The organism is Argonema galeatum A003/A1, from assembly GCF_023333595.1.
Taxonomy (GTDB): Bacteria; Cyanobacteriota; Cyanobacteriia; order Cyanobacteriales; family Aerosakkonemataceae; genus Argonema; species Argonema galeatum.
This window is the reverse complement of sequence record NZ_JAIQZM010000008.1, coordinates 17,487-43,206: the sequence shown is the minus strand read 5'-3', so window position 1 is coordinate 43,206 and position 25,720 is coordinate 17,487. Positions and strand designations below refer to the sequence as shown.

20 protein-coding genes are annotated in these 25,720 nt (G+C 46.4%); 10 read left to right on the top strand and 10 right to left on the bottom strand.

Translation table 11 applies throughout. The features are described 5' to 3' along the window. The first annotated feature begins 248 nt into the window (after nucleotides 1–248). Nucleotides 249–389 carry a hypothetical protein gene (locus LAY41_RS10690; protein WP_249097210.1) on the top strand — a complete coding sequence of 47 codons (141 nt, stop codon included), beginning with the start codon at nucleotides 249–251 and terminating at the stop codon, nucleotides 387–389. A gap of 244 nt (nucleotides 390–633) precedes the next feature. On the opposite strand, the gene LAY41_RS10685 is transcribed toward LAY41_RS10690, so the two are convergent. From LAY41_RS10685 to pilM, 4 genes are all read right to left on the bottom strand, one after another. Next, the gene (locus LAY41_RS10685) at nucleotides 634–3,039 is read right to left on the bottom strand and encodes an AMIN domain-containing protein (protein ID WP_249097208.1); all 2,406 of its coding nucleotides are present in this window, start codon (nucleotides 3,037–3,039) and stop codon (nucleotides 634–636) included. Between the two features lie 221 nt (nucleotides 3,040–3,260). Continuing rightward, nucleotides 3,261–4,049: a DUF2681 domain-containing protein gene (locus LAY41_RS10680; protein ID WP_249097206.1), complete on the bottom strand. Its 789-nt coding sequence runs from the start codon at nucleotides 4,047–4,049 to the stop codon at nucleotides 3,261–3,263. After that, entirely contained in the window at nucleotides 4,046–4,870 is an 825-nt protein-coding gene (locus tag LAY41_RS10675) for a PilN domain-containing protein (RefSeq protein ID WP_249097204.1), read from the bottom strand. The genes LAY41_RS10680 and LAY41_RS10675 overlap by 4 nt, the downstream gene beginning before the upstream one ends. 4 nt (nucleotides 4,871–4,874) lie before the next feature. Then, entirely contained in the window at nucleotides 4,875–5,981 is a 1,107-nt protein-coding gene (pilM, locus tag LAY41_RS10670) for a type IV pilus assembly protein PilM (protein ID WP_249097200.1), read from the bottom strand. 139 nt (nucleotides 5,982–6,120) lie between these two features. Between pilM and LAY41_RS10665 the strand changes: the two genes are divergently transcribed. Next, nucleotides 6,121–7,419, top strand: a complete 1,299-nt coding sequence (locus LAY41_RS10665; protein ID WP_249097501.1) for an ABC transporter substrate-binding protein — start codon at nucleotides 6,121–6,123, stop codon at nucleotides 7,417–7,419. A gap of 740 nt (nucleotides 7,420–8,159) precedes the next feature. On the opposite strand, the gene LAY41_RS10660 is transcribed toward LAY41_RS10665, so the two are convergent. Beyond that, on the bottom strand, nucleotides 8,160–9,467 hold the full coding sequence (locus LAY41_RS10660; protein ID WP_249097199.1) for a bifunctional folylpolyglutamate synthase/dihydrofolate synthase: 1,308 nt from the start codon (nucleotides 9,465–9,467) through the stop codon (nucleotides 8,160–8,162). Between the two features lie 78 nt (nucleotides 9,468–9,545). Between LAY41_RS10660 and LAY41_RS10655 the strand changes: the two genes are divergently transcribed. Next, nucleotides 9,546–9,680 (top strand): type II toxin-antitoxin system YoeB family toxin, encoded by a 135-nt coding sequence (locus tag LAY41_RS10655; RefSeq protein ID WP_275974059.1) that lies wholly within the window; start codon nucleotides 9,546–9,548, stop codon nucleotides 9,678–9,680. Nucleotides 9,681–9,802: 122 nt separating this feature from the next. On the opposite strand, the gene LAY41_RS10650 is transcribed toward LAY41_RS10655, so the two are convergent. Together LAY41_RS10650 and LAY41_RS10645 are read right to left on the bottom strand one after the other, a co-directional pair. Continuing rightward, nucleotides 9,803–10,021: a type II toxin-antitoxin system HicB family antitoxin gene (locus LAY41_RS10650; RefSeq protein ID WP_249065062.1), complete on the bottom strand. Its 219-nt coding sequence runs from the start codon at nucleotides 10,019–10,021 to the stop codon at nucleotides 9,803–9,805. A gap of 128 nt (nucleotides 10,022–10,149) precedes the next feature. Then, nucleotides 10,150–13,590: an NACHT domain-containing protein gene (locus tag LAY41_RS10645; RefSeq protein WP_249097198.1), complete on the bottom strand. Its 3,441-nt coding sequence runs from the start codon at nucleotides 13,588–13,590 to the stop codon at nucleotides 10,150–10,152. A 277-nt stretch (nucleotides 13,591–13,867) separates the two neighbouring features. Here LAY41_RS10645 and LAY41_RS10640 point away from each other — a divergent pair, with 277 nt between their 5' ends. Next, nucleotides 13,868–14,119 carry a hypothetical protein gene (locus tag LAY41_RS10640; RefSeq protein WP_249097197.1) on the top strand — a complete coding sequence of 84 codons (252 nt, stop codon included), beginning with the start codon at nucleotides 13,868–13,870 and terminating at the stop codon, nucleotides 14,117–14,119. Between the two features lie 79 nt (nucleotides 14,120–14,198). Here LAY41_RS10640 and LAY41_RS10635 read toward each other — a convergent pair whose 3' ends face one another. The 3 genes from LAY41_RS10635 to LAY41_RS10625 all read right to left on the bottom strand — a co-directional run bounded on the left by LAY41_RS10635 (nucleotide 14,199) and on the right by LAY41_RS10625 (nucleotide 18,398). Continuing rightward, on the bottom strand, nucleotides 14,199–17,300 hold the full coding sequence (locus LAY41_RS10635) for an MFS transporter (protein WP_249097196.1): 3,102 nt from the start codon (nucleotides 17,298–17,300) through the stop codon (nucleotides 14,199–14,201). Between the two features lie 347 nt (nucleotides 17,301–17,647). Further along, a complete protein-coding gene (locus LAY41_RS10630) occupies nucleotides 17,648–17,767 on the bottom strand; it encodes a photosystem II protein Y (RefSeq protein WP_249097195.1) in 120 nt (39 codons plus the stop codon). 94 nt (nucleotides 17,768–17,861) lie between these two features. Continuing rightward, entirely contained in the window at nucleotides 17,862–18,398 is a 537-nt protein-coding gene (locus LAY41_RS10625) for a gamma carbonic anhydrase family protein (RefSeq protein WP_249097194.1), read from the bottom strand. A gap of 269 nt (nucleotides 18,399–18,667) precedes the next feature. On the opposite strand from LAY41_RS10625, the gene LAY41_RS10620 reads away from it, so the two are divergent. From LAY41_RS10620 to LAY41_RS10595, 6 genes are all read left to right on the top strand, one after another. Continuing rightward, nucleotides 18,668–19,177 (top strand): TIGR02652 family protein, encoded by a 510-nt coding sequence (locus LAY41_RS10620; RefSeq protein ID WP_249097193.1) that lies wholly within the window; start codon nucleotides 18,668–18,670, stop codon nucleotides 19,175–19,177. 151 nt (nucleotides 19,178–19,328) lie between these two features. Continuing rightward, nucleotides 19,329–19,793 (top strand): VOC family protein, encoded by a 465-nt coding sequence (locus LAY41_RS10615; protein ID WP_249097187.1) that lies wholly within the window; start codon nucleotides 19,329–19,331, stop codon nucleotides 19,791–19,793. Between the two features lie 52 nt (nucleotides 19,794–19,845). Continuing rightward, nucleotides 19,846–20,706, top strand: coding sequence for a DUF4231 domain-containing protein (locus LAY41_RS10610; RefSeq protein ID WP_249097186.1), 861 nt, complete (start codon nucleotides 19,846–19,848; stop codon nucleotides 20,704–20,706). Nucleotides 20,707–20,719: 13 nt separating this feature from the next. After that, nucleotides 20,720–20,872, top strand: a complete 153-nt coding sequence (locus LAY41_RS10605) for a hypothetical protein (RefSeq protein ID WP_249097185.1) — start codon at nucleotides 20,720–20,722, stop codon at nucleotides 20,870–20,872. Next, nucleotides 20,860–23,712 (top strand): M16 family metallopeptidase, encoded by a 2,853-nt coding sequence (locus tag LAY41_RS10600; protein WP_249097184.1) that lies wholly within the window; start codon nucleotides 20,860–20,862, stop codon nucleotides 23,710–23,712. The genes LAY41_RS10605 and LAY41_RS10600 overlap by 13 nt, the downstream gene beginning before the upstream one ends. 43 nt (nucleotides 23,713–23,755) lie before the next feature. Then, on the top strand, nucleotides 23,756–25,666 hold the full coding sequence (locus LAY41_RS10595) for an AMP-binding protein (RefSeq protein ID WP_249097183.1): 1,911 nt from the start codon (nucleotides 23,756–23,758) through the stop codon (nucleotides 25,664–25,666). Nucleotides 25,667–25,720 lie beyond the last annotated feature (54 nt).

Genomic DNA, 25,720 nt, shown 5'->3' with positions numbered 1-25,720 from the left:
TGAACTCCTTAGAAATCTGCTGTTAGTGATTTGTAAGCCCCATCCAACTGGCGTTGGCGTGGGGCAGCTGAATGAAGTCTGGGTCTTTTGGGGGAGCCCAAGTTCCTCAGCAATGAGCGGGACTTTCAACTTAAAATCGCTGAAATGCTCATCAAAGCGAAGTTTCACTGCCCTATTCTAAGGTGTACTTGTCTAATATGGATCGATGGAACCTTTAAGATATATGGATTTCAGGAGTTTTTAAATTGATGGCTAACTCAAGAGGGCATTTTTTTCGCATTTTGGGCCAAAAACGAGTGGGGCAGAGGGGCAGAGGAGCAGAGGGGCAGAGGAGCAGAGGGGCATCATCTTCCACCTCTTCTCCAGCCCCTAGAACACCGATTCAGTAATACTTGGTGGTGCGTTTTTAGCTTGTAGGGGCGAAGCATTCGGGTAAAAAATCTATCGCTCTTACCCTAGATTTTTTACCCGAATGCTTCGCCCCTACGATTACTGAATTGGTGTTCTAGCCCTAGCCCATTTTGACTTTTGACTTTTGAATGCGTGACTTTTGTACGGGCGGGTTTAGCCCACACATCTCATTACTAACAGAATATTTGACAAAACCCGCCCCTACTGACTTTTGACTTTTGACTATCGATTGTTGCCGGGAGATAAACCACCCCGCTGTAAGAGTTGCTGCACGTCTGGCCCCGGCCTGTATCGGTAGCCAAAAGGGGAATTAGACGAGTCATCGAGAATTTGAGGCGTCAGCATCACGATCACCTCAGCTCGCTGATTAGTTCTGTTTGTCCGTCTGAACAGGGCTCCCACAATAGGAATATCGCCTAAAATGGGCACTTTGCTGACCGACGTTCGGTCTTGATCCTGAATAATGCCCGACAGAATCAGCGTCTGACCATCTCGCAGACGAACTTGTCCAGATACCAAATCCCTTCTTGAAAGTAATGAAATCGTCACACCACCACCGACAGTGCCGGTGCCTATAGTTGCCGTGGTGCCAGGTGCCGTCACGCTGGGATTCACATTCAGAGTAATAAAGCCGTTATCGTCAATTCGATTCACCTGAACCTGAAGAATTAGACCAACAGTTCCTTTTTCAGTGCTTACCGTTCTACTTATAACGCCACCAGAAGTTGTTTCCTGAACTGTCTGGTTTGTAATGACATCCTCGCCCAAGTTGACTCTAGCAGTTTCACCCTCTTGGATCACCAAAGTCGGGTCTGTCAGAATCTTGGCATTGCCACTGACAATAAAAGCTCGCAACTGCGATAGGAACCGCGTGGGAAACTGGAACAGTTGTGGCAGTGCGTATGTAATCTCTCCTGTTGTGCTGATACTGCTGACGCCAGGTTGAAGGGGATTGACGTTTGTACCAAAGGGGGCACGGGGTAAGCTGCCTGGGAAAATAGGGCTTATAGGTGATGTGGGAGACCCAGTGCTTCGGCTAAAGGGAGCGTTTTGCTGAGCATCCAAGAAAAGACCGGTTCCACCAAGACCAAGTACGGGATTGGGAATAACAGGTGGGCTGAATGGACTAGCTCCCGCCTCACCCGTCGTGGCTGGTCTGGTATCGCCAAAATTTATTAGCGCTGAGCCTTGGTCAAATGTAAAGAAGCTGCGACCGAGCCCGAAGGAGAAGCTGGTGCCAGCCGTATCGGTGTTATTTAAGTTGATATCAAGAATTTTGACATTGACGGCGACTTGGCGACGGCGGGCATCCAGTTGGCTCAATAAGGCTGAGGCGATTTCAATTTTGCGCGGGTCGCCAACCAGAGTGATGGCATTGAGTCGGGTGTCGGCAAGTATTGACAAACCGGAAAGTACGAGGGGGCCATTTCCCCTTTGTGCCCTCAGTACTTTAATATCTGGTTCTCTGATCTCAACCGTCCTAGCAGCAGGTCCCTCTCCTATAGTCTGGATTTGGACGCGGGTGATCGGCAGTTGCGTTTCTGCTCCCTGAGCAGTCAAGAAGTTGGCGGCATCAGCGACGTTAACTTGGTTGAGTCGCAGGCTCCGCATGACAATATTGCTGGCTGCTTCGGGTAAGTTTGAACCTATAAAAACAGTGTTGTTGCGACGGTTGGCTTGCAGGCCGGTAATCCGCAAAACGGTGTTGAAGACATCTTGGAGGGGCTCGTTTTCAATATCTAAGGAAATTGTGCCATCAAGTGGGGTGCTTGCTCCCTGAGCTTGACCGGGCGCTCCCTGTTGAGCTTGTCCTGTAGTTCCTGCGCCAGCTTGAGGTGTCACAAATACGAGGTTGCGGTTGGCGGCGCGAGCGAGGAGAGACAAAACCTCTCTTATTGGGGCGTCGCGCAGCAGCAGGCGGGGGATGCGTTCAGCGGTGCCGAGATCGATGACGGTGGCAGTAGGATCGACTTCGGAAACAGATATATCCCCTACTGGTGGCGCAACTGCTCTGGGCAAGAATGGTGGGGCGGGGCTAACGGGTTGAACTGTACCGGCTGCTGGTGCTGGTCCCCCTTCGTAGGTAATTTGCGGGTTAGGAACCAAAACATTTGGGGTTTGCGCTGTTGGCGTTGAGCCTGTTGGCGTTGACCCCAAAGATGGAAGGGTGGCAGATGGTGGCGGTGCTGCCGCATTGGGGGGAGAGGCTGCCAGGTCAGCCGCTGCTGGGCTGAAGTTAAGGGTTATTGCTTGAGCTTCTCTACTGACAATTTGTCCTGTGGGAGGTCTGGTGATGCCGTTGACGGTCACCCGGATGCTGTTGCCATCTAATTGGGTGACAGCTATAGAACGGATACCTGGGGCTGGGTTTGGCTGAGTGAAATTTCTGCCTTCTCTTAGGCGCAGTTGGGCATTGGTGATGTCTACCACGAATGCGTTGCGGCGATCGACTGTGAAAATTTGGGGCCGATCGCCACTTTGGGTGTCCAGGATGACCTGGACGCCATTATCTGTTGGTTTTAGCCGCACTCCCGTTACTTGCGTTGCCGCTGCCCATACTGGCTGGCTGGCCAGAAGAACTGTCCCTGCCCCAATTAATAGTCCGGCTAGTCCTAGATCCTGTTTCACCCGCTCCTCCTCACACAAACAAATTTGCTTCTACTGGAAAATTAAGAGTAACCTGTTTCGCCTTACCAGAAAGTTTACACCCCTGAATTTATTTATGGAAAAGGTAGAAGAATTTTTTTAGGAGACTCACGAGAGCGAGAAAAAAGCTGTCCTTGCTTGAAACCCCTGCTTTTTATGATGGGATTTCCCTTTTCCCCCTTTCCCTTTCCCACTTTTCCCTTTCACTTTGGTGACGGCGATGGCGACGGTGTACCAGCCGCTGGTGGTGGTGCTGCCAGTTTCTGTTCTTCTGGGGTGAGCGGTCTTAGCACTTGCAGCTTAAAACCAGTGTTAATTTTTGTTTCTGGGTTGCCGATCGGGACAATTTGGCCTTCTCGCTGGTTAACCGCTATTCTTTGAGTCGATTCTGCCAATGTCGATTTCAGTTCTTTGACGACTGATAGTGACTTCTGGCGCTCCAGCTCGATCAGAAACAGCCGCGTCTGATCGAAGGTTCCTTCCATCTGCACGTTGAACGCTTGACGGTATATTTTACCGTTAATCTGCGCTCCCAAAGAGCTGTCATTAACAATACCAGAAGTTTGTGGGTCTGGCTCAAACTTTGTCAGTCTTGCCTTAATTCTATCTTCTGGTAGAGTACTATTTCTAGCTTCAATGCGTTTGTTGATATCCAGCAGCAGAGTACTTAAGCTGTTTGGATTGGCAAACAAAGCCGTAACTCCGGCTTTTTTCTGTTGGGCTTCTGTTACCTTAACTTCAGCTGCTTTGACCTGATCCTCGATCGTTGCTAGTTCTTGCTTTTCCTTTAGTTTGGTTTCAATCTCGCTTTTCTTGGTTTGTAACTGCTCCCAGGTTGGCATTAATAATGTAAAAAACAGGTAAGCCGCTCCTGCCAAACCAAGAACAGCAACGAGGACGCCGATGACGGGCGGCGTGAACTGAATCCCAAAGACACTAGGAGCATCAGACCCAGCTTCCTGGTCTAAGCTTTGACTGGGCATATAAGTCATGGTTTAAGAGCTCCTTGTTGTTTAAGGTTTTCGATGCGAGTTACCAGTCCCAATGCACCTTTACTTTCCAGCTCTTTGAGCATAGCGGAAGCTGGCTTTTCACTGAGGTAAGTTTCTATTTTAAATTGCACTACTCTTGGTAGTTTTGGCGGTTGGGAAGAACTACCGCTAGACTTGGTTTGAGATGGAGGTACGTACAATTGTATGGGATTATCGACCAACGCAGCCGATACGAGCTTGGTGTCGATGTCTTTGAAAAATGACGATTTCTGGAGTGTCAGCACTAAATCGTTCACATGACTGAACGAGTTGGCGACTCCGGCAATCTCAATTTTGTCTGTGGTGGGTGCGGGTGGGACTGCCAAGGCAACTGTGCCAGCCGAGGGAGGAGGTGGGGCTGTGGTGGCTGGCGGTTTAGTTTGCGTAACTGTTGTAACTTGCACTCCTACTGGCAGGCGATCGCGAACATCCTGTAGTATGGCAGACCAAGGCTTCATCTGATCGAATACAGTTACTAAATCTTTGGTCTCGGACTCAATTTGACCAACCTTAGCCAGGGAATTGTCCCTCTGGTCTTTTTTCTTCTGCAAAGTACCCAACTCTTGATCCAGTGTGGTTCCTTTATCGGTCAGCTGTTGTATTTGGTTTTGCAGGAAGAACCACGCACCTCCAACCGCTACTGGCAAAAGTACGCCAACCCCTATTCCCGCCAACATCAGTAACCTGTCGTTGACGGGTACTGGCTTTTTGGGCGCAGAAGTGTTATCTGCTGGTTGCTGAACGTGACCGTCTTTGAGAAAATTAATTTCAAGGCTATACATATTGTTAAACCTCTCTTAGTCCTAGACCTAACACAACTCCCAATCCAGGTCGTTGCACTGCGGGTATCTCTTCGGTCACTTCCAAGGATAATGCCGCCACCGGGTCTACTTGAGTCGTTGGCAAACTTAACCGGGATGTGAAGAATTCATCCAGCTGTCCGATGCCGCCGCCTGGACCTGCCAGTAGCAACTGGGCTACTTCCAAATTGTTGCTTTGATTGAGATAAAAATCGATCGAGCGGCGCAGTTCGTCGGCTAGTTCTCCCAAGACTCTCATCATAGCGGACATTCCCGGATTGAGGCCGGTTGAGCCACTCCGCACAGTATCCACCGGCGCGGTGGGAATTGTCATCCCTTTGAGCAAATCGGTGTTGCGAGAGGCGGGTAAATTCATCGCACGGCTGAGGGCGCTTTGAATTTGATACATACCGATCGCAACAGTGCGCGAAAATTGGGGCACACCATCTACAATAATCGCAATTTCGGTACTCTCGAATTCAATGTTTACTAGCACGGCGGCTTCTTGAGAAGAAAATTGTCGCAGTTGCTCTCTTATTGTCCGAATCAGAGCAAAACTGTTAATTTCCAGCACGTCGAGCTCCAATCCAGCTTGCTTAAAAGTCTCGATATAGGTTCGCGTTACTTCTTCGCGCACTGCGGCTAGCATCACGTGTACTTTTTCTATGCCATCTTCATCGGTGAAGAAACCTAGTTTCTGATAATCCACATCGGCTTCTTCGCGAGGAAATGGCAAGTACAGACTTGCTTCATGATTTAATACCATATCCCGGAGTTCTCGTTCATCTAGCTCTGCCGGAACTGGAATAATTCTCACAATTGCTCCTGCCGATCCCGGTATGGCTGAGGCGACGCGAGTGGCTTTGATCTTTTTATCTGCCAGCGCTGTCTGGATGATTTCCGCCATTGTAGGCGGGTCGAGAATCTGTCCTTCTTGAAAGACTCCTTCGGGAACTTCGACGGAGTGCAACGTTACCAGTTTAAAGCCCTGACCTTGCTTACGCAGTTGGGCAATATTTATCCGTTCGGGGGCTAATTCGATCGCAATTCCCGGCTTGCGCTTGGAAAATAAATTCTTAAAGGCGTTAACCACTGTTGTAGTCCGTTTTAGTCTATGAATAATTAGGCTGCGGCTGAAAAATTGTCTTGGGGTAGATTAAGGCAATGTACCTGCTAATCACCAATTTAGTCTAGGATTACTGCGTTTGTCTGTTTAGGATCTGAACCTTGTGCTGAGCCGATATAAAACCTGGAAACGTTTGGGAATTTTTGCCTTGTTGGGGTTGCTGCTGAGCTGGGCGGTCAGTTGTAGTACTGGCAATACAGGAAGTAGGCAAACTAAGGCCCTTCGCCAGGAGGTTGAGTTCTGGACGATGCAGTTGCAGCCTCAATTTACAGATTACTTCAATAAGTTGATTGCCGCCTTTGAAGCTGAAAATCCCACTGTGGCGGTGCGTTGGGTGGATATACCCTGGTCGGCGATGGCGAGTAAGATCTTGACGGCGGTTTCGGCTAAGACTGCTCCTGATGTGGTAAATTTAAATCCCGATTTTGCTTCTGGGTTGGCTTCCCGCAATGCTTGGCTGGATCTGGATACTAAGGTTTCCGATCGGGAACGCCAGCTGTATTTACCCAATATCTGGAAGGCTAGCACGTTTGGCGGTAAGAGTTTTGGTATTCCTTGGTATCTCGCGACGGATATTACGATTTATAACAAAGATTTGTTTAAGCAGGCTGGTATCGCCAAGCCTCCCGTTACTTACGAAGATCTAGCACTTTTGGCTAGACAAGTTAAGCAGAAGACTGGTAAGTATGCTTTTTTTGTGACGTTTGTGCCGGGAGATTCGGCGGAGGTGCTGGAATCTTTGGTGCAGATGGGGGTACAGCTGGTGGATGCTGAGGGTAAGGCTGCTTTTAATAGTCCTGAAGGTAAGGCGGCGTTTCAGTATTGGGTAGACCTTTATAAAAATGGGCTATTACCAAAGGAGGTATTGACTCAAGGACACAGACGTGCGATCGAACTTTACCAAGCTGGTGAGACGGCGCTACTGAAGTCGGGAGCCCAGTTTTTGAGTACAATTGCTAAGAATGCGCCTGCTATAGCTCAAGTTTCTGCTACTTCCCCTCAAATTACTGGCAAAACTGGCAAGAAAAGTGTGGCGGTGATGAATTTGATGATTAAGCGCGATAGCGATCGCGCTGATGCTGCTCTCAAGTTTGCTTTGTTTGTCACTAATGATGAGAATCAGCTGGCTTTTGCTAAGGCTGCTAATACTTTACCTTCTACGGTGAAGGCTTTGCAAGATAATTATTTCAAAAAGCTGCCTGCGGATGCAACGCCTGCCGATCGCGCTCGTGTCGTCAGTGCTAGTCAAATGAAAGAGGCGCAAGTGTTGATTCCGGCGATGAAGGATGTCAATGTGCTGCAACGGGTGATTTACGACAATTTGCAGGCGGCGATGCTGGATGAGAAGTCGGTGGATCGGGCTGTGGCGGATGCTGCGGCAGAATGGGATCGACGGGCTGGTTAGGCGATTGTATGGGCATCCACGATGGGTGTCCATCTGTAATTTATTGCCAAAATCCATGATTTTGGCAATAAATTACAGAGAAACCGGGTTTCGGAGAGTGTTCTCGATCGCCATATTTTTTTCGGCTTACCCCTTGATTTTATAGGGAGTTTGGTCTAGTATATTATTGTGGGAATATATGCGCTCAGGTAAGTTATTTTAGGTTGGTATTATATACTTAATAATTTCATAAATAGAGCAAAATTTCTAAACTGTCAATAACCTGGCAAAAATAAGGGTTTTGGGGATGAGTTTTCTGACTTGAGAAAGCGCCGATCTCAGATATTATGTCCAGTCGATTAGCCATATTTAAATATTTGGTACGTTGTTGCGCTTTAGCGCTATCTTATATGGATTACCTAAATTTTTGCTACAGATGTAGAGTCAATTCAGGAATTGACTCTACATCTGTAGATGATATGAGATCGTCAAATTGTCTGTTGTCATTGTTGGTTAAATTTTTACCACAGACTTCGACGTGACACTTCGGCAAGCGTTCGACTGAGCGCTCACGCCGAAGTCTCAGTGCGGAGACGCTCAGTCGAACGATAAAGACAGATGAACGCAGATGAACGCAGATAAGAATAAGAATAAGATTTTTTTAGGTGACCGATGCGTAAGGAGATGATATGATATCTGCGTTCATCTGTGGTTTAAAATGTAAAGTTGGTATTTGGTCAGTCATAGTAGGGTGCGTTACGCTATTGAGTAGCGATAGCTAAGAAATGACCGAGTAGATAGAGGGAACCGCACAAAACTACTAAATCTGAGTTGGTTGTTATAGCAGTATCTAAACCTGTTACGAGGTCTGGATAAGTTTGAACTAACTCTAATTCGGGACAGATGCTACGACCGAGAGTTGCTAAGTTTTCTGGATTGGCGGAAGAATGGTCGGGAACGGGAACTAAATGCAGTTGGTCGTCAGGTCGGAGTAATGCTTTAAAGATATCGGCATGATCTTTAGTAGAAAGCATTCCCATTACCCAGGAGATCCGATTTGGGATTGATGGAAGGTTCGACTTTTTATCGCTGACATCTTCTAAGCTATCGACATATTGACGAAGTGCGATCGCAGCTGCTGGATTATGAGCGCCATCTATTAATAATGGACGATTTTTCCAACTTGTCCATTGGAGTCGTCCCGGCCATTTAGTTTTAGCCATGCCAGATGCGATCGCATCTGCTGAGATTTGCCAGCCTTGTTGTTGGAGGAGTTGGAGAGATGCGATCGCCAATGCCGAATTAGCCAGTTGGATATCTCCCAACAACGGTAAAGGATATTCAATATTCTGATATTTTGCCCATTTTTCCTCTTGTCTTCCTGTCTTTCGTGCCTTCGTGGTTTGTAATGCTTGAGCAGGTTCTGGGAAAATAGCCGGACAGCCTAATTCCTGGATGCGGTTTTCCACGACAGTTTTTGCTTCTGGAGGTAACTGTCCGATAACAGCACGACATCCCGCTTTAAGGATACCGGCTTTTTCTCCAGCGATATCGGCTAAAGTTGGGCCTAAATTTTGCCAATGTTCGCGAGAGATGGAGGTGATGATGGAGACGAGGGGCCGATCGCAAACATTAGTCGCATCCAATCGTCCTCCCAATCCCACTTCTATTACAGCTATATCTACTTTTTGTTGCGCGAAATATAGCCAAGCAGCAGCAGTGATAACTTCAAATTGGGTAGGAGATTCTGCATTTGGGTTAATCGCAGATTGAACTTGCAGAAGTAACTGTTGTAATTCTTCTGATGAAATCGGTTTTTCGTTGATACAGATGCGTTCGTTCCAATCGATTAAATGGGGAGAAATATATCTTCCGACGCGATAACCCGCCTCAGTTAGGACTGAAGAGAGATAAGCGCAAACGGAACCTTTACCATTTGTTCCGGCGACGTGGATAATCGGTACTTGGTGATGGGGGTTGTTTAAATTGGCTAGGAGTTGTTGAATGCGATCGAGTCCGAGATGGACGCCGAAACGTTGGAAGGGTTTGAGGATAGAGTCGATGTTCATATTATTTAGATTATATATGTAAATATAGAACAAGGGGTTATCTAATTTGCTGCTGTCGATGTAGAGGAGTTGAAGGGTTTGGTTTTTACTGAATGGTCAAAATTAGACAAAAAGATTTATCGCAAAATTGTCGAATTGATTAAAGATATAGACCGATCGCCCTTTGAAGGATTGGGTAAACCTGAACCTTTGAAATACGAGTTAAGTGTCTAGGTAAGGGCGCATTGATAATGAACATCGTTTAGTTTACGAAGTGACCGATGAATAAATTGTAATTGTGGCTTGTAAGTATCATTACAGTGAATAGTCGTATATCAGGCAGAAAAACTTTGCCATTATATGCTTGCCTCTGCTACAAAAGCTTCGAGTATTGAGGATTCAGCTTCTAGTACCGATTCTCCAAAAGTTTCAATATGAAATAAAATAGCCGATCGCACATCATTTAGAGCTTCTTCATAGGTATCACCTTCACCAACTACAACCCCCTGAATACCTAAAGGATAGGCAACATAACCATCAGGGTGCTTTTCCACAATGATTTTGATATTTTTCATAGTTACTTCTACCAAAAAACAACGGAGTTGGATCGAATTGGATTAGGGTTAAGGTTGGCCAATATTCTACTTTGATTATAGCCTCACTGGGACTTTGGGGGTCAGAAACCGGGTTTCTCAAAGCTTTCTCAAGTCTCCTCTAACCAGGTTTGAATCGCAGATAACAGGTTGGGTTGATCGGGGGGAAAACCTTTTAACGGCGCTTCTAGGAGTTCGTCGGTTAGCCATGCTATAGACAGGATGTTGGTGAGTTTGTGGCAAAAGGTGATCAGTTCTGGGGTGGGATGTTCGCAATGGGTAAGGAGAATCGCGAGTTTGGGTAGATCGCGGTTGCGTTTGAGTTGTTGGAGGTGTCCACGCAGTTTGCTGGGAGTGGTGACTTCTTCAGGATAATCTTGATTGGGAAGGGCTTTGTCCCAGATCAGTTGGCAGAGGGTTTGGGCGATTTCGCTTTCTCTGGTTTCGGTGGCTAGGATGTGGGCTTTGAGGCAAAAAATGGGCAGATTTTGCAGTTGCCCGAAAAGGTCAATCTGTTGAGTTTCTAGGCTGTCAACGGTTGAGTTATGCCCTACTGGGGTCTGTTCTGCAACTTCTGGATGGGGGGTTGTGGGGGGATGATGCCATGCTTGATAAAATTGGGGATAGGGCAGGTTGGCGGCGCAATCCCAAACGACTTTGTAGCATTCATAAAATCGGTGAAAGTTGTTTTCGTAAACTTCATTGCTGAGGCAATCTTTTAAGGCTGAGACGACACCTGCATATTGTTGGGGTGTGGTTAATATTTCCCCTAAACTCTCAGCCGCCTGCCAACGGGTATCTTCATCCTCAGTGGTTTGGAGAACTTGGAGCAATCCGGCGATCGCATCGGGATTTCCTTGTCCGATTTTCCCTAAACTATCAGCCGCCAGCCAACGGGTATCTTCATCCTCAGTGGTTTGGAGAACTTGGAGCAATCCGGCGATCGCATCGGGATTTCCGGGGTCGATTTTCCCTAAACTATCAGCCGCCAGCCTACGGGTAGATTCATTCTCAGTGGTTTGGAGAACTTGGAGCAACCCAGCGATCGCATCGGGATTTCCTTGTCCGATTTTCCCTAAACTATCAGCCGCCAGCCTACGGGTTACTTTATTCTCAGTGGTTTGGAGAACTTGGAGCAACCCAGCGATCGCATCGGGATTTCCTTGTCCGATTTTCCCTAAACTCTCAGCCGCCCGCCTACGGGTATCTTCATTCTCAGTGGTTTGGAGAAGTTGGAGCAACCCGGCGATCGCATCGGGATTTCCTTGTCCGATTTTCCCTAAACTATCAGCCGCCAGCCTACGGGTATCTTCATCTTGGCAATGTTCAATAATGTCAGTAAGTTCTGTAATAGTCCGTTGTCGAATCGTTTCTGATATTGTCTTTCTCGCCCCTTTCTCAATCGGATCGAGATAAGTCATCCATTTTTGTTTATCAATATCAAATTTGCCAAACCCCCACTTCACCACTTGCCTAACAATCTCAAAAGCCAGGGAACAATCCTTAAATTCATTAATTCCTGCTGATGCTAAAAAATAGGCTTGATATCTATAAGAAACATTTTTACATCCAGCATCAAAATTAACTAATAACTGAATAAACGCCTCTTTCTCCTTATTCGCAATATCTCGCCCCAACCACAACAAAATCACCTGCTTCCACTGCGGTTCAAAAATCCGATATTTCTTCCCCTCAACCAGAAAATTAACATGATTCCGAGGTAAAAAATAATCCCAATCATCCACTGCCAACGCTGCAAAATACTCCTGAAAAGTCGCATGATAAAACGCATAAACCGGATCTTCCGGTTCATCCACATCCACCCCCACCTCATTCAACCAACCCAACTTTAACGCCCTGTCTAACAGAGAATTATTATCCGGTTTCCCCAAATATTCACACACAAACCGATGGGTTAACCGAAACCGGGTTCCCTCCCTTTCTAGGGATGCTTTCGCTAACTCTCCTAAACCTCCATTTAAACGTTGCCTTTCCTCATCTGTCACGGGAAACTCTTTTTTCTTCCACTCATAAATATAGTCCACAAACTTCTGATATAACTTAGCTGTGGTATCCGGTAAATCTCCCTTTCTCCCTTGCCAAATCGAGCATAATAAGGTTAAACGGAGGGGATTGCGGCATAAATCCTGAATCCGTTCCTTCCCAGAAGTTTGCAGTGCTGACCACAAGGATTCAGCTAACCTCACATCCTGTCCTTCCCCTGACAAACCCCGAAACCACTTTTGGATAAACTGCTGCATTTGTTCATCCTGAAACGGTTGGGTGAGATAGGTTTGAAAACCCTGTAACTGCACGGGGTTCGCTTGCCACAGATTCAACCGACAGGAGATAATTAACTGAGCTTGTGTCACCCAACCTTGGAACTTTAAGGCATTCCTAGCTGTATCCCCCATCTCATCCAAACCATCCAACAGTAACCAGACTTTACCATCCTTAAATTTCTGCTCCCAGTCTGCCTTAATTTCCTCTCTAGCAGACCTCAAAGCATCTTTGAGCCAAATTTCTTGTAAATAGTCCCCCAAGCGTTTCTCGCCTAAATCTCGCAGGGGTATCCAAATTACCAAATCATCGGTTTCTTGTAATAACCAAAACGCCAATTTCTGTAATAAGGTGGTTTTTCCCGCTCCGGGTTCCCCAATAATGGCAATATTTTTCTGAGTGGGTTTGCTAATCACTTCCTTGAGAAACTCCGGGTAGGCAAACCGTTTCTCTACTGCTTCTTCTTGTCGGGTGTAATATTCGGAACCGCGATGAGGTTCGATATCCTGTTGGTGTGCTTCATTGCGGTCTTTTTTCGGTTGCACCAGTGCCAAATCAACAAATAACTCTTCTTCAATTAAATTACGATTACAATAAGCGCGACGTAAGACACTATTACTGCTTAACTGTGTCTGACTTTTCAACATCCTCCGACAGACATCTTGCCACTCATCAATCACATATTCCACCGGAAAACCCGCAATCTCTCGACCAATGAGGCGTTTTTTGATTTGGTCGTAGTCGGTTTGGGAACTCTCAACAATGATAATAATACTGCCTTCTTCTACCTTGGCAATGGAAAGGGTGTCATCGTTGAGGAGTGTTTGCAGATGTTGAGTGATTTCGGTGATTTTCTGTTGTGCTTCTTGATAGTTTCCCTTGAGTCCTAATACGCAGCGCTTGAGGATTTCTGAGGGTTTATCCGTTTCCGGTTGTTTTTGTTTCCACTTTGGAAATTTTACTTCCCATAGCCACTTATACGCCAGTTCCCAAGGACTTTCGCCTTTTTGGGATCTCCCTTGTTTAGTGGTTTCGGGAATATCACAGCCTTTTTCCCGCAAGACTGGATAAATGTTGTTCTTTAACTCATCTTGTAGCTTCTGTCCCTTATTATCCAGGTCTTTTGTCCAAGTCAGTACCAATTTATTATTATGTTTATCCGCATTTTCACAGGCGAAGCGACCCAAAAAAGCCGTCCGCGTATCTCCATAAAACTTGTACTGGGTTGCCAAGTCTTCTAAAAACTGCCGTTGATACTTTGGATCGCTCATCTAGCCCACAATAGCTCAACTATATTTTATTTTACGGCATTTCCCAGCAAACGAGATTATTTTTTTAATCTTCATTAATAATTTTCAAGCGATGCGTCAGTCCTGTAATTTGACGGATTTTTCCAGAAACAATTGGACTGCTGAAGCCTCCAGCGTCAAATAGAAAACTTCTATTTGATTTCTATTTATTACTAATTTTATCTCTATTTCTTCTCTCCTACGGTGAAAATAACAAGCAAAAAAGCTTGATTCCATCAATACTTCTGGAGAGACAAATATGGATATTTTACCTGAAAATAAACTTGGGTTTGGGATCGACCAAGCGCCTATCAATAAAATCAAACAACGGGAAGCTCTAGAGAATGCCTATGGCAACTTTGTTGAACCATACATTAATCAGGTGATTGCAGTTAATACACAGTCTTTACCGAATATTCCTGTTGCGTTTCCTGGGTTATGCTGTGCATCGGGATGGTTACTGCTGACAATGTTATATTGTGTTTGGATGCGTTGGCGAGGGAAAAAGTAATTTTGAACTCAAAATTAACCCTAAAAAAAGTAGGCTAGCTTTACGCCAGCCTACTTTTAATTAAATGTCAGTTAAACCTTTATCCAAACAGGTTTAAACCACCTACCGCCATTGCTCCCGCCAACGCAGAAATGGCAACAGAAGTAACAGCCGTACCAAATAGCCACCAAGCAGCGGTTGCAGCCGCTTTCCGGGTTTCTTCCCCTTGCTTCTTGGCTTTCTCCTTGATATCTTCAAAGCGTTTCTTAGCTTGCTCTTGCAGGCGTTCGCCTCGTTTCTGTACACTATCGCGTGCAGACTCAATCTGATCGATAATGCGGTTAGCATCAACCTCAGAAATATCTTCGCGAGAACTGATGATGGCGACTAAGGTATCGCGATCGAAGTGACTCAAACGCTCTTTTACTGCATCAAATCCCGCTTGCGGATCGTCAAACACTTTGCGGAAATCTCGCTTGATGCCTTCATAGTTGAGTTCGGGACGTTCGAGCGAGTTCAGGTAACCGCGAATTCGGGTAAAAATACCATCAAGTGCCGATTGTATTTTACCTTGAACGTTCTCAACTTGTGCGACGAATTGGTCGCGAACAGATACGATTCGATCGGCAATCTGATTCGCTTCTTCTTCGGAGGTATCCTCACGTTGAGATAGCAGCGCCACAAGGGTAGAACGATCGAACTCCTTGAAGCGATCGCCTATAGTCCCTATCCCCGCTTTTGGATCGCGGAATAACAATTGCAAATCTCGCTTGATACCTTCAGGACTGAGTTCTTCCTTGTTGGTATTTCGGAGATAACTTTCCAGATTTCCTTGCAAATCTTGCACCTTATCTTTGGCGCGAGATGCTAGCTGGCGGGGTGCTTTCACAAAGCTACTAATGCTTTCTTGCACCTGGTCTATTATCTGATTAACCCGTTCTTCGCTCAAGTCTTCCCGCTGACTCAGCAATTTCACCAAGCTTTCGCGATCGACCTGCGACAGTCTTTCTCGTAACGCCAAAGCACCTTCTTTGGGATTCTCGAATAGTTTGGCTAAATCTTGCTTAATGCCTTCAGGGTCGAGTTCTTGCAAGTTAGTGTTCCGCAGATAATCAGCGATTTGGGTCGTAACTTGGTCGTACTGTTCCTTAGCTTTATCTGCAACTTTTTGCGGTGCTTGCAAGATGCTATCTCGTACCGATTCAATCCGATCGACGCTCTGATTGATTTGTTCCTCGCTGAGATCGCCTCGTGCTGTCAGCAATTGCACCAGAGTATCGCGATCGAATTGAGAAAGTCTTTCTCGTAATGCTGATAATCCCGCTTGCGGATCGTCTAGGAGAGTTTGGAAATCTCGCTCGATCCCTTCAGGATTCAATTCTTCCTTATTGGTATCCCGCAAATAAGATTCAACTTTTTGGCGGAATTCTTGTGCTTTGGATTTCGCTTGTTCTTGCAATTCTTGCGCTTGTGAGAGGACGCGATCGCGCGTTTCCTCCAACTTACCGATCAGTCGATCCGCTTCTTCGGGACTAAAATCTTCTCGCTGTCCCAGGAATTGCACCAACGTATCGCGATCGAACTTACCGATGCGAGATTGCAACGCCTCAAATCCAGCATCTGAATCTGACAAAAGTGCTGCAAAATCCCGTTCGATACCTTCTGGATTCAATTCCTCTTTTCCAGTCGATCGCAGATAATTTTCAATGCGACTGCGGAGGTCTTTAGCTTGTTCTTCAGACTCGCCAGCTTGAACACTATTCAAAACTTCCGTCCGAATCTCTTCTAACTGGTCGGAAATTTCATTTACCCTATCCGCATCGAAATCGCCGCGCTGATTCAGGAATTGCACGAAATTATCCCGATTCAGTTGTTCCAATTGCTGACGAACTAACGCGGGTGCAGCTTCAACATCGTGGATGACTTCTTGGAATTCCTGCTTGATAGTTTCTCTGTTCAGGTGCCAAGGTTGGGAATTGAGGATGTAGTTTTCTACATCTCCCAGAATCGGATTAAACTGTAGCGAAGGCAGATTTTCTTTTACCTTGCTGCCAAGTTTTTGCGCTTGTTCCGTCGCTTGTCCTGTCAGTTTTTGCAACTGAGAGGAAATTTTTTGCACATCAGCGTCGTCGAGGTCTACCCTCTCCAAAAGTGCCGTCATCGCTGCACCAATGCCAGCTTGTAGGGCTCGATTCATCATGCCGTTGCCAGACTGTTCCTTATCGTGTCCGTTGCCGATCGCTTGAGCAAACTTAGCGGTAATATCGCCAGACTTGAGTTCTTCTGGGGCAGCAGACTTGAGATAATTAACTAATTCAGCTTGCGGATCTTTCGGCTGTTGCCGACCCAATACTTGCTGCCAAACAGATTCTAGCTGCTCTGCCACGCGATCGATATCTTTTTTGGAGAAATCGGTGCGACTGCTAACTAAATCAACAAAAGTTTGGCGATTGATATTCTTGATAACATCGCTGTCAGCTAGAGATTTTACATCTACATCGCTGAGTAACTTTTCCAAATCACCGCGAATCGATTTTAAATCTAGCTTTGGCAGCTGCAAATCGCTCAAATAATCCTCTACTGTTTCCCGGATACTGCTGGGGTCTATAGCAGAGGATAATTCGCGGCGAACTGCTGCTACAGATGCTTCAACGGTATTAACAATCTGCTTGTTGGCAATGTTTCCGCCAACAGCTGCGGTTGCTATACCCATAACTCCTTGAGCGCCTGAAGTTGCCGTCTTCACTGCGGAACCAATCAACGAACCTACTGCATTAGAACTCGTCCAAATTAGTAGCAAGAAGTACGCTGACCAGATCGTGACGCCAATAATTGCCCCTACAGTCACGCTGTTTATAAGGCTCAATTTCACCGCCAAAAAACAAGCGATAAATAAGGCGATGTTGACAGTTAATAAGGCCCCAGCGCCTACCTTTCCCTCAATATTGCGAAATTTCTTGCCCCAGCTTTCTTCATCATCACCATCCAATTCTATTGCATCATCCCGGTCTGAAATCTTGGCGGCAAGGGCTAAGTTTGTTAACAAAAATTGGAAGGCGAATGCCATTAGCACGCCTGCACTCAAGGCCACAAAAAAGTGAGGCCCCGAAAAGATCAGCGTGATATTTTCGTTTTCTGGGATTTGGGCTATCGAGAAGGGGTTGATACCCAATCCCAGTACAATTTTGACATTTGAAAACATGATATTTTCCTCATCAAAGCTTAATCCCACGCAAAATATTATTTGCGTGAGAACATGATGTGTAGTTAGTTACGCTTCATATTAGAAAATAGATAGGTATAAAGCATCCTTCTGGCGAATTAAAAATTATCAGTTATTGCAGCTAATATCTAGCTCTAAAGCAGTACCAAATAATAAAACCGACTGTCCTAGAAGTATAAGACAGTCGGTTTTGTAGGGCTTTCCCCTACTTAGGGTGATAAGTAAAACTGATTAAGTTGCTCAAATGCTTGTGAGCGCGGGCATTTTCCATAGCTAATGCCCAAAAAACCGCGTTTTCCAGCACAAGTAGGGGAGAAACGCCTGGATTAAGCTTGCTTGTTGAAAAATGCTTGAGCTTGTGCTATTCCAAGCTTGCCGACGTTGTAAAATGCCCAACCACCTGCTAGGAGCAGTGGCAGCAAAACGACTATCAAACGCCAATCCATGTCTAATTCCTCCCGGTTAAAGATTTATAAAGGATTCTCATCTTGCTTATATTTTGCGATGAAGTTGGCTAAATTTCCAGTACCTTGGGAGTTGTTAGGGCGATCGATCCGCGCCAGCGAAACCCAGATCCGTCCCTTTGCCAGCGTGAACTAGAGCCAGCTTCTCATAACGCTGGGCGTGTTCGATTAGTTCAGCAGCTTCAGCATCAGAGATATCGCGCAACTTTTTGGCGGGGACACCGACAACCAGGGACAAAGGGGGCACGTCCTTCGTCACCACGGAACCAGCACCAATAATTGCACCGTGTCCGACTCGCACGCCGTCAAGCACCACCGCACCAATGCCGATGAGGCTACCTCGTTCAATATAAGCTGAATGAACGACAGCTCGATGTCCGATCGTCACAAAATCTGACAAAATGGTTGGCTTGCCGGGATCGCCGTGCAAAATCGCCCCATCTTGGATATTAGTGCATTCTCCGATTTCAATTCGCTCTACATCCCCACGCACGACAGCGCCGTACCAGATGCTGACTCCTGCTGCTATCTTCACCCAACCCATGACAACGGCATTTGGGGCGATAAAGGCAGCTTGAGATACATCGACGCTCGGCCAGTAGGGAGAGGACAATAGTTTACTCAGATTGTTTACGTTTATTAGTATATAGCCATTGGCAAAGATGTTAAGCTTTCACTAGATGTACCCAGAGGCACTGGGAAACTTCCAGCTATGCGGCTGGTAAGTAGCCCCCAATGGCTAGATATCAGAGTTTAAGACCTTGACTTTTCCACAAGTTAAGGTAGTCTGCTCCCAAGAATCCCATTCCTAATTAGGCGATCGGGAATGTCACAATAAACTTGCTGGCACTGTTGCAAACAAAATATGCCAATCCGCACTTCATGATGAATCCAGGCTTGCAATACCCAATATTTGGCCCGGAGATTCAGTGTCCCCACTGTCGCCAAACGATTCCGGCGCTGACGCTGACGGATACTTATTTATGTCCGCGTCATGGTGCCTTTGAGTCCAATCCAAAAACGGGTGAACTCATCCATCTCCAGTCTGGTCGGCAATGGCGGCTGTGGAATAATGAATGGTATCGGCAGCACACCCATCCAGATGGGATTCGCTTTGAAATTCACGAGGCTCTAGACCGACTTTACACTCAAGGTTACCGCGCCACAAGGGTGATTGTGGCTCGACGCTATCAAGATTTGATTAGCGGTTACTTGGAACGCAGCACGCCTTGGCGGGATAAGTCGGAGTCGGGTCGTCCTCGACTTTACGGTTTGCCGGTTGATTTTAGTCCTGACGCGGAAGATGAACCGTGCTGGGATGTAATTAATTTTGACCTGGAAAAAGAGCCCGGTGTACCCGTTCGATATCCTTATTTCCGATTGTTTGAATAATAGACCTCTCCAAAAAAGAATGTAGAGACGTTGCATGCAACGTCTCTACAAGGGTTCAAGGGTTAGCACCTTTAATTTCTGGAGATGTCTAATAAACTAATGACCAATGACTCATTACCGATGACTCATGACTCATGACTAAGGACAAATTATGCACCACGCTTCGATTCGCACTGCGAATATCCATCGCGCGATCGCATTCTACGAACTGCTAGGATTTACTGTATGCGATCGCTTTACTACGGGATACACCCTCGCCTGCTGGATGGAAGGTTTGGGTGGACGCATCGAATTGATCCAAATCCCCGAACCAAAACCTGCACCCGATGCTTTTGGGGACGAACATTATGTCGGGTATTATCATTTATCTTTCGATCTCGCTAACGCGACCGATGATTTACCCACTTGGTTAGCATCCCTGCAAGAACGCTTTGCTGAGGCGTCGGCAGAAAACCCAGACCAATTCCAACCGCTGAAGGTGCTATTAGAACCGACTCAGCAAATAATTGGCTCTAGCGTTTACGAAGTCGCTTTCATCGCTGACACCGACGGCTTACCTCTGGAATTCATCCGTCTTCTTCCAGACAAAAAAGAGCAAATAAATCTTTTACTATAATATAACCTTAAGATGCTACACTTTAACCCGATAACCAAACTGGCAAGGAGCAGTGAATAGATTTGAAATGACTAATTCCGATCGGGCCAACCAAGATGAGATTTCTAGTCCGGTAGAAAATTTATCCTCTACATCGAGTCCAAATATGTCGTTAATCCTGAAGAGCGTCGAGTATTTCTTTCTGGCTGCTTTTGTTTGTGCTGGCATCATTAACTTTTTTTTGCCAGGAAATCCAGTTGAAGTTATCTGGTTAGCTGCTCTTGTTTCGCTTTGGCTGTTTGTTTTTCTAACGAATAGACAACTCTCTAGTAACGTTAGGTTTGGGGAAAATCAGTCAGAGATTGCCAAGAAAGCCGAACTCTATAGCTATCTATCGGGTAATAATAATTTATCAGAAAGCAACCAGATAAATCCGGCCAGAGAAAAGGCTCTACAGTATTGCAAAGAGTTGATAGAGGATTATAAAGCAACTCGAAGTAATTCCAGAAATTTTTACTATAGTTTGCAACTGGCGACCGTTGTTTTTTCGGGAATCACACCAATATTGGTTTTAGTAGACAAGTTGGATATAGGGATTTCGTGGTTCAAGTGGCTGCCTGTAATATTCCCTGCGATCGCATCTATAGTGGCTAGTGTGGTGACATCCTTTCCTTTTCAGGAAAATTGGATTGCTGCTAATAAAAGCGTAGAATCATTAGAAGCAGAGGAGGAAAAATTCATATTAGGAGTGACTCAACCTTATCGTTGCTATGATGTAGACGACGAAACGGAACGTCAAAAAAAGGCCAAACAGGCAATAGAAAACTTTATTGTTGAGGTGAATAATATTCATCTTAAGCAAGTAGAAGATTCGGGGAAAACCAAGTCAAAGGAGGACAAGAGCGAGTCAGGTCAATCTGCTGAGTCAAAGTAGGGGAAAGTGCGATATGCCTACGGCAGGCTACGCCAACGCATTTTTAGCTCAAACTAAAATAGTCGATCGGCAAGTTTCTAGTGGCAGACTAGAGTATATTCAGGGCGCTCATCTCACCAAGATTAAATTCACGCCTGGGTCTCTAGAAAATTTATGTCCTTTTTAACTACTTGTTGGCGTCGATACCGCATTCCCGCATTGTTGTTTAGCCTCTGCTTGAGCTATGTGGTGCTGTTTTCTGGCGAAACTGCGAACATTCAGCCAGCAGCAGCTACCATGCCCAAGATTGAGGAGGCGATCGCACTTTCCCAATCATCTGCGGTCACGCCAGCAGATGAAACATCCCTCTCCCTGACCCAAAACGTTCGCAAAACGGTGCTGGAAAATGGACTCACCGTTTTAACAAAAGAAGTGCATACAGCGCCGGTAGTCACCGTCCAGGCGTGGTATAAAGTGGGGTCGCGCAACGAAGAACCCGGAGTAAATGGGATTGCACACCAGCTAGAACACATGATGTTCAAAGGCACTACGAATCGCCCGATTCAATTTGGTCGGCTTTTCAGCGCCCTGGGGAGCAACTCGAACGCTTTTACCAGCTACGACGAAACAGCCTACTTTGGCACAGTGGAGCGGGACAAACTCCCAGCAATGCTGGTATTAGAAGCAGACCGGATGGAAAACGCCTTCATCGGTGCAGATCAACTCGCCAGCGAAAAGCGGGTGGTGATTTCCGAATTGCAAGGCTACGAAAATTCGCCGGAATATCGACTAGACCGCGCCGTAATGCGAGCCGTGTTCCCTAATCTGCCCTATGGTTTGACCGTTGGGGGCACCAAAGCGGATGTGGAAAAGTTTACGGTAGAGCAGGTACAGCGTTACTACAACAACTACTACAGCCCTAATAACGCCACCTTGATAATTGTGGGAGATTTCCAAACCGAACCCACCCTCAAGGCGGTTAGAGAAATATTTGGCAAACTTCCCAACCGAGCGGGAGAGCGGGAGAGCGGGAGAGCGGGAGAAAATGTACCTTCAAACGCCCCCACCCCCCATTCCTCCACTCCCATCGTGTTGCGGGAGGCAGGTAGCGCACCTTTGTTGAAGGTGGTGTACCCGTTACCGCCGACCAATCACCCCGATGTGGCGGCGTTGAAGGTAATGGATTACATTTTGACTGGGGGGCGCAGTTCTCGGATTTATCAAGCTTTGGTGGAGTCGGGTCTAGCTAGCGATGCAGGAGGCTACGCAGCTAATTTAATTGGCGGGGGTTGGTATCAACTTTCGGCTACAGCAGTTCGAGACCGGAAAGTGACGGAAATCGATCGCGTTCTTGGGGAAACGATCGCGGATTTACAAAATAAAAGCGTCACAGAAGAAGAACTGAACCGAGCTAAAGCCCAATTCCGGGCTGCGGTTATCTTGGGTAACCGAGAAATAACAGCCCAAGCTATGCAGCTGGGCGACGACTATATAAGTACGGGTGACTACAGCTATACAGACAAGCTGTTGAAAGAGGTTCAGGGAGTTAGCGCCGCTGATGTGCAGCGAGTGGCAAAAGAATACCTCAAAGAATCCGATCGCACTGTAGGCTACTTTGAGCCAACCCAGCTGACAGATCAAGGCGGTGCGACCACAAGCAATAACAGTCAAACTACGGAACACTTCAACCTGGGGCCACCAGTAGACCCAGCGGAAGTGGCGAAGTATCTACCGAACTTTACTTCATCAGGTATATCCACAACTCAATCATTGCCAGAGTCATTCAAACTGAGTAATGGTTTGCAAGTGTTGCTTTTATCCGATCGCAGTACGCCAACGATAACCCTGAGCGGTTACATCCAAGCAGGGACGGAATTTGACTTGTTAGCATCGGCAGGCATAGCTTCTCTGACAGCAGAAAATCTTCTGAATGGCACCAAGACTAAAGATGCTCTAACTCTAGCGAAAACCTTGGAAGAGCGAGGCGCGAGTCTGAGCTTTGCGGCGACTAGAGAGGGTGTAAGCTTTGATGGGTATAGTTTATCGAAAGACTTGCCTACATTAGTTCAGACCTTAGCTGATGTTTTGCAGAATGCCAACTTTCCAGAAGATCAGCTGGAACTAAGCCGTCAGCGATCTTTAACACAACTTAAAGAGCGGTTCGATAACCCAAGTTACTTGGCATATCGAACATTGCAACAAACTATTTACCCAAGCAAACATCCCTTCCACGTCTATCCCACCAACGACAGCCTGAAGCGCATTACCGATGCCGATGTGATGCGTTTTTATCAGGCGCATTACCGCCCCGATACTACCGTGCTGACTGTGGTGGGGGACTTTGAAGCGCAAAAGGTTCGATCGCTCATCGAAACCCAATTAGGCAGTTGGAAAGCCAGCGGTAAAGCACCACGTCTCGATTTTCCCAGCGTACCCATGCCTGAAAAAGTTGTCCGCTTGAATCCGGTAATACCGGGCAAATCACAAGCGATCACTTTTATGGGATATCGCGGTATAAATCGCCAAGATCCGCGTTACTATGCCACATTGGTGCTAAATGAGATTCTGGGTGGCGATACTCTATCGAGTCGGCTGGGAAATGAAATTCGCGATCGCCTTGGTCTTACCTACGGGATCTACAGCGCTTTCCAAGCCGGAAAGGAGCCCGGTTTGTTTCTGATTAATATGCAGACAGCCCCGGAAGATACCAATAAAGCGATCGCCAGTACCCTGGGCCTATTGCAACAAGTTCACGCTCAAGGCGTCAGCAGTGCCGAAGTAGATACTGCCAAGCGTTCCCTGATTAGCAGTTACACTGTTCAACTAGCAGACCCCGACTCGTTAACATCGGTAATTCTGATGAACGAAGTTTACGGACTTTCTCTAGCAGAAATTCGCGATTTTACTCGTAAAATCCAAGCAGTCAGTCTGGAACAAGTTAACCAGATAGCCAAAGATTTGCTGCAACCCGATAACTTAGTTGTCGTAACGGCGGGGCCATCTGTGTCTCCGGCGGCGTTGCGATAGTTATAGCTAGGGGCTAGCCCCTAGCAAGAGAGCCCCTAGCTATATGAATGAGACAGAATTTTCACAGAATCTAAGCATTCCCGAACTGCTAAAAGTCCAAGCCGAAAGAAACCCAGACAAGATTGCCATTGTCGCACCAGGACGAATTCCACTGACTTATGGCCGTTTGTGCGATCGCATTAGTGAGGTAGCTACCACATTGAATCTGCTAGGTGTGAGTCGCAACGATCTTGTAGCGATTACGCTTCCTAATGGCCCTGAAATGGCTGTAGCCTTTTTAGCGATCGCCTCTAATGCTATCTGTGCGCCTCTCAATCCAGCCTATCGCGCCGAAGAATTTGATTTTTATTTGTCCGATCTCAACGCCAAAGCACTGATTATTCAGTCGGGAATTGCCGAACCAGCAAAAGCGATCGCTAAAAAACGAGGCATTCCCATCATCGAACTCTCCCCTATATTAGAAGCAGAAGCTGGTAGTTTCACCTTAACTTATCAAGACTTTCCTCAAAATCCCAAATCCCAAATCCCAAATCCCAAATCCGATGATGTAGCTTTAGTCCTGCATACATCCGGCACAACTTCCCGTCCCAAAATAGTCCCTTTGACTCATGTTAACCTCTGTACGTCGGCGCATAACATTCGCATTGCGCTGAATTTAGCAGAAAGCGATCGCTGCCTAAACGTAATGCCCCTATTTCACATTCACGGACTCATCGGCGCATTACTTTCATCCCTGAGTGCTGGTGCTAGTATCGTTTGCACAGAGGGGTTTTACGCACCCCAATTCTTTAATTGGTTAGAAGAATTTTCCCCCACTTGGTATTCAGCAGTTCCAACCATGCACCAAGCAATTTTAACCCGTGCAAAAGCAAACCAAGATATCATTTCTCGTCACCAAATCCGGTTCATTCGCTCCTCCTCAGCGCCCCTACCGCCACAAGTGATGGTAGAGTTAGAACAGGTATTCAATGCGCCTGTAATTGAAGCTTATGGGATGACAGAAGCCTCCCATCAAATGACTTGCAATCCCCTTCCGCCTAGAGTGCGTAAACCCGGTTCAGTTGGTATAGAGGCTGGGCCAGAAATAGCGATTATGGACGATGCAGGTAATTTACTTCCATCCCCAGTAGTGGGAGAGGTTGTCATCAAGGGAAATAACGTAACTAAAGGCTATAAAAATAATCCCGAAGCAAATGAGAAAGGGTTTACTAATGGTTGGTTTCGGACAGGAGATTTAGGGTATTTAGATATAGATAAATATCTATTTTTAAAGGGGAGAATTAAAGAAATTATTAATCGAGGGGGCGAGAAAATTTCCCCCCGCGAAGTGGATGAAGTGCTGCTGGATCATCCCGCGATCGCTCAAGCCGTTACCTTTGCCGCTCCCCACACGCTTTTAGGTGAAGATGTCGCCGCTGCGGTAGTTCTGCGGGAGGGAACCTCAGCAACCGAACCGGAAATTAAAGAATTTGCTGCCAAGAGACTTGCTGATTTTAAAGTTCCTCGTGTAGTTCTGTTTGTAGATGAAATTCCTAAAGGGCCGACAGGAAAACTTCAGCGAATTGGCCTAGCCGAAACGCTAGGACTTACTGCCTCCAATCCAACAGAGCCTAAAGCAGAATACGCTCCTCCTCGTACAAATATAGAAGCCAAATTAACAGAAATCTGGTCTGATATTTTAGGTATTGAGCAAGTTGGGATTCATGACAATTTTTTCCAGTTAGGTGGAGATTCTATCCTGGCCGCTCAAATCGTCAATCGCGTGCGAGAAGCCTTGCAAGTAGAATTGTCGTTTCTGATCTTCTTTCAACAACCCACATCTGCTAAAATGGCAGTGACAATTGCCCAAATTCAGGCAGAAACATTAGAGGATGAGGAGTTAGCGGATATGTTGGCTGACATTGAATCTCTTTCGGATGAGTCAGCCCAAAACCTGCTTGATGGGATGCGGTAAAGAAACAACAAAAGCGCTCGTGAATACATCAAAAAGATAGTAAATATAAGGTTT

Excerpts from the sequence above, each read along its gene's own strand:
- LAY41_RS10690 (WP_249097210.1), top strand. The coding sequence starts at position 249 with ATGGCTAACTCAAGAGGGCATTTTTTTCGCATTTTGGGCCAAAAACGA.
- LAY41_RS10680 (WP_249097206.1), bottom strand. The coding sequence starts at position 4,049 with ATGACTTATATGCCCAGTCAAAGCTTAGACCAGGAAGCTGGGTCTGAT.
- LAY41_RS10675 (WP_249097204.1), bottom strand. The coding sequence starts at position 4,870 with ATGTATAGCCTTGAAATTAATTTTCTCAAAGACGGTCACGTTCAGCAA.
- LAY41_RS10660 (WP_249097199.1), bottom strand. The coding sequence starts at position 9,467 with ATGAACATCGACTCTATCCTCAAACCCTTCCAACGTTTCGGCGTCCAT.
- LAY41_RS10650 (WP_249065062.1), bottom strand. The coding sequence starts at position 10,021 with ATGAAAAATATCAAAATCATTGTGGAAAAGCACCCTGATGGTTATGTT.
- LAY41_RS10645 (WP_249097198.1), bottom strand. The coding sequence starts at position 13,590 with ATGAGCGATCCAAAGTATCAACGGCAGTTTTTAGAAGACTTGGCAACC.
- LAY41_RS10640 (WP_249097197.1), top strand. The coding sequence starts at position 13,868 with ATGGATATTTTACCTGAAAATAAACTTGGGTTTGGGATCGACCAAGCG.
- LAY41_RS10635 (WP_249097196.1), bottom strand. The coding sequence starts at position 17,300 with ATGTTTTCAAATGTCAAAATTGTACTGGGATTGGGTATCAACCCCTTC.
- LAY41_RS10630 (WP_249097195.1), bottom strand. The coding sequence starts at position 17,767 with ATGGATTGGCGTTTGATAGTCGTTTTGCTGCCACTGCTCCTAGCAGGT.
- LAY41_RS10620 (WP_249097193.1), top strand. The coding sequence starts at position 18,668 with ATGATGAATCCAGGCTTGCAATACCCAATATTTGGCCCGGAGATTCAG.
- LAY41_RS10615 (WP_249097187.1), top strand. The coding sequence starts at position 19,329 with ATGCACCACGCTTCGATTCGCACTGCGAATATCCATCGCGCGATCGCA.
- LAY41_RS10605 (WP_249097185.1), top strand. The coding sequence starts at position 20,720 with ATGCCTACGGCAGGCTACGCCAACGCATTTTTAGCTCAAACTAAAATA.
- LAY41_RS10600 (WP_249097184.1), top strand. The coding sequence starts at position 20,860 with ATGTCCTTTTTAACTACTTGTTGGCGTCGATACCGCATTCCCGCATTG.
- LAY41_RS10595 (WP_249097183.1), top strand. The coding sequence starts at position 23,756 with ATGAATGAGACAGAATTTTCACAGAATCTAAGCATTCCCGAACTGCTA.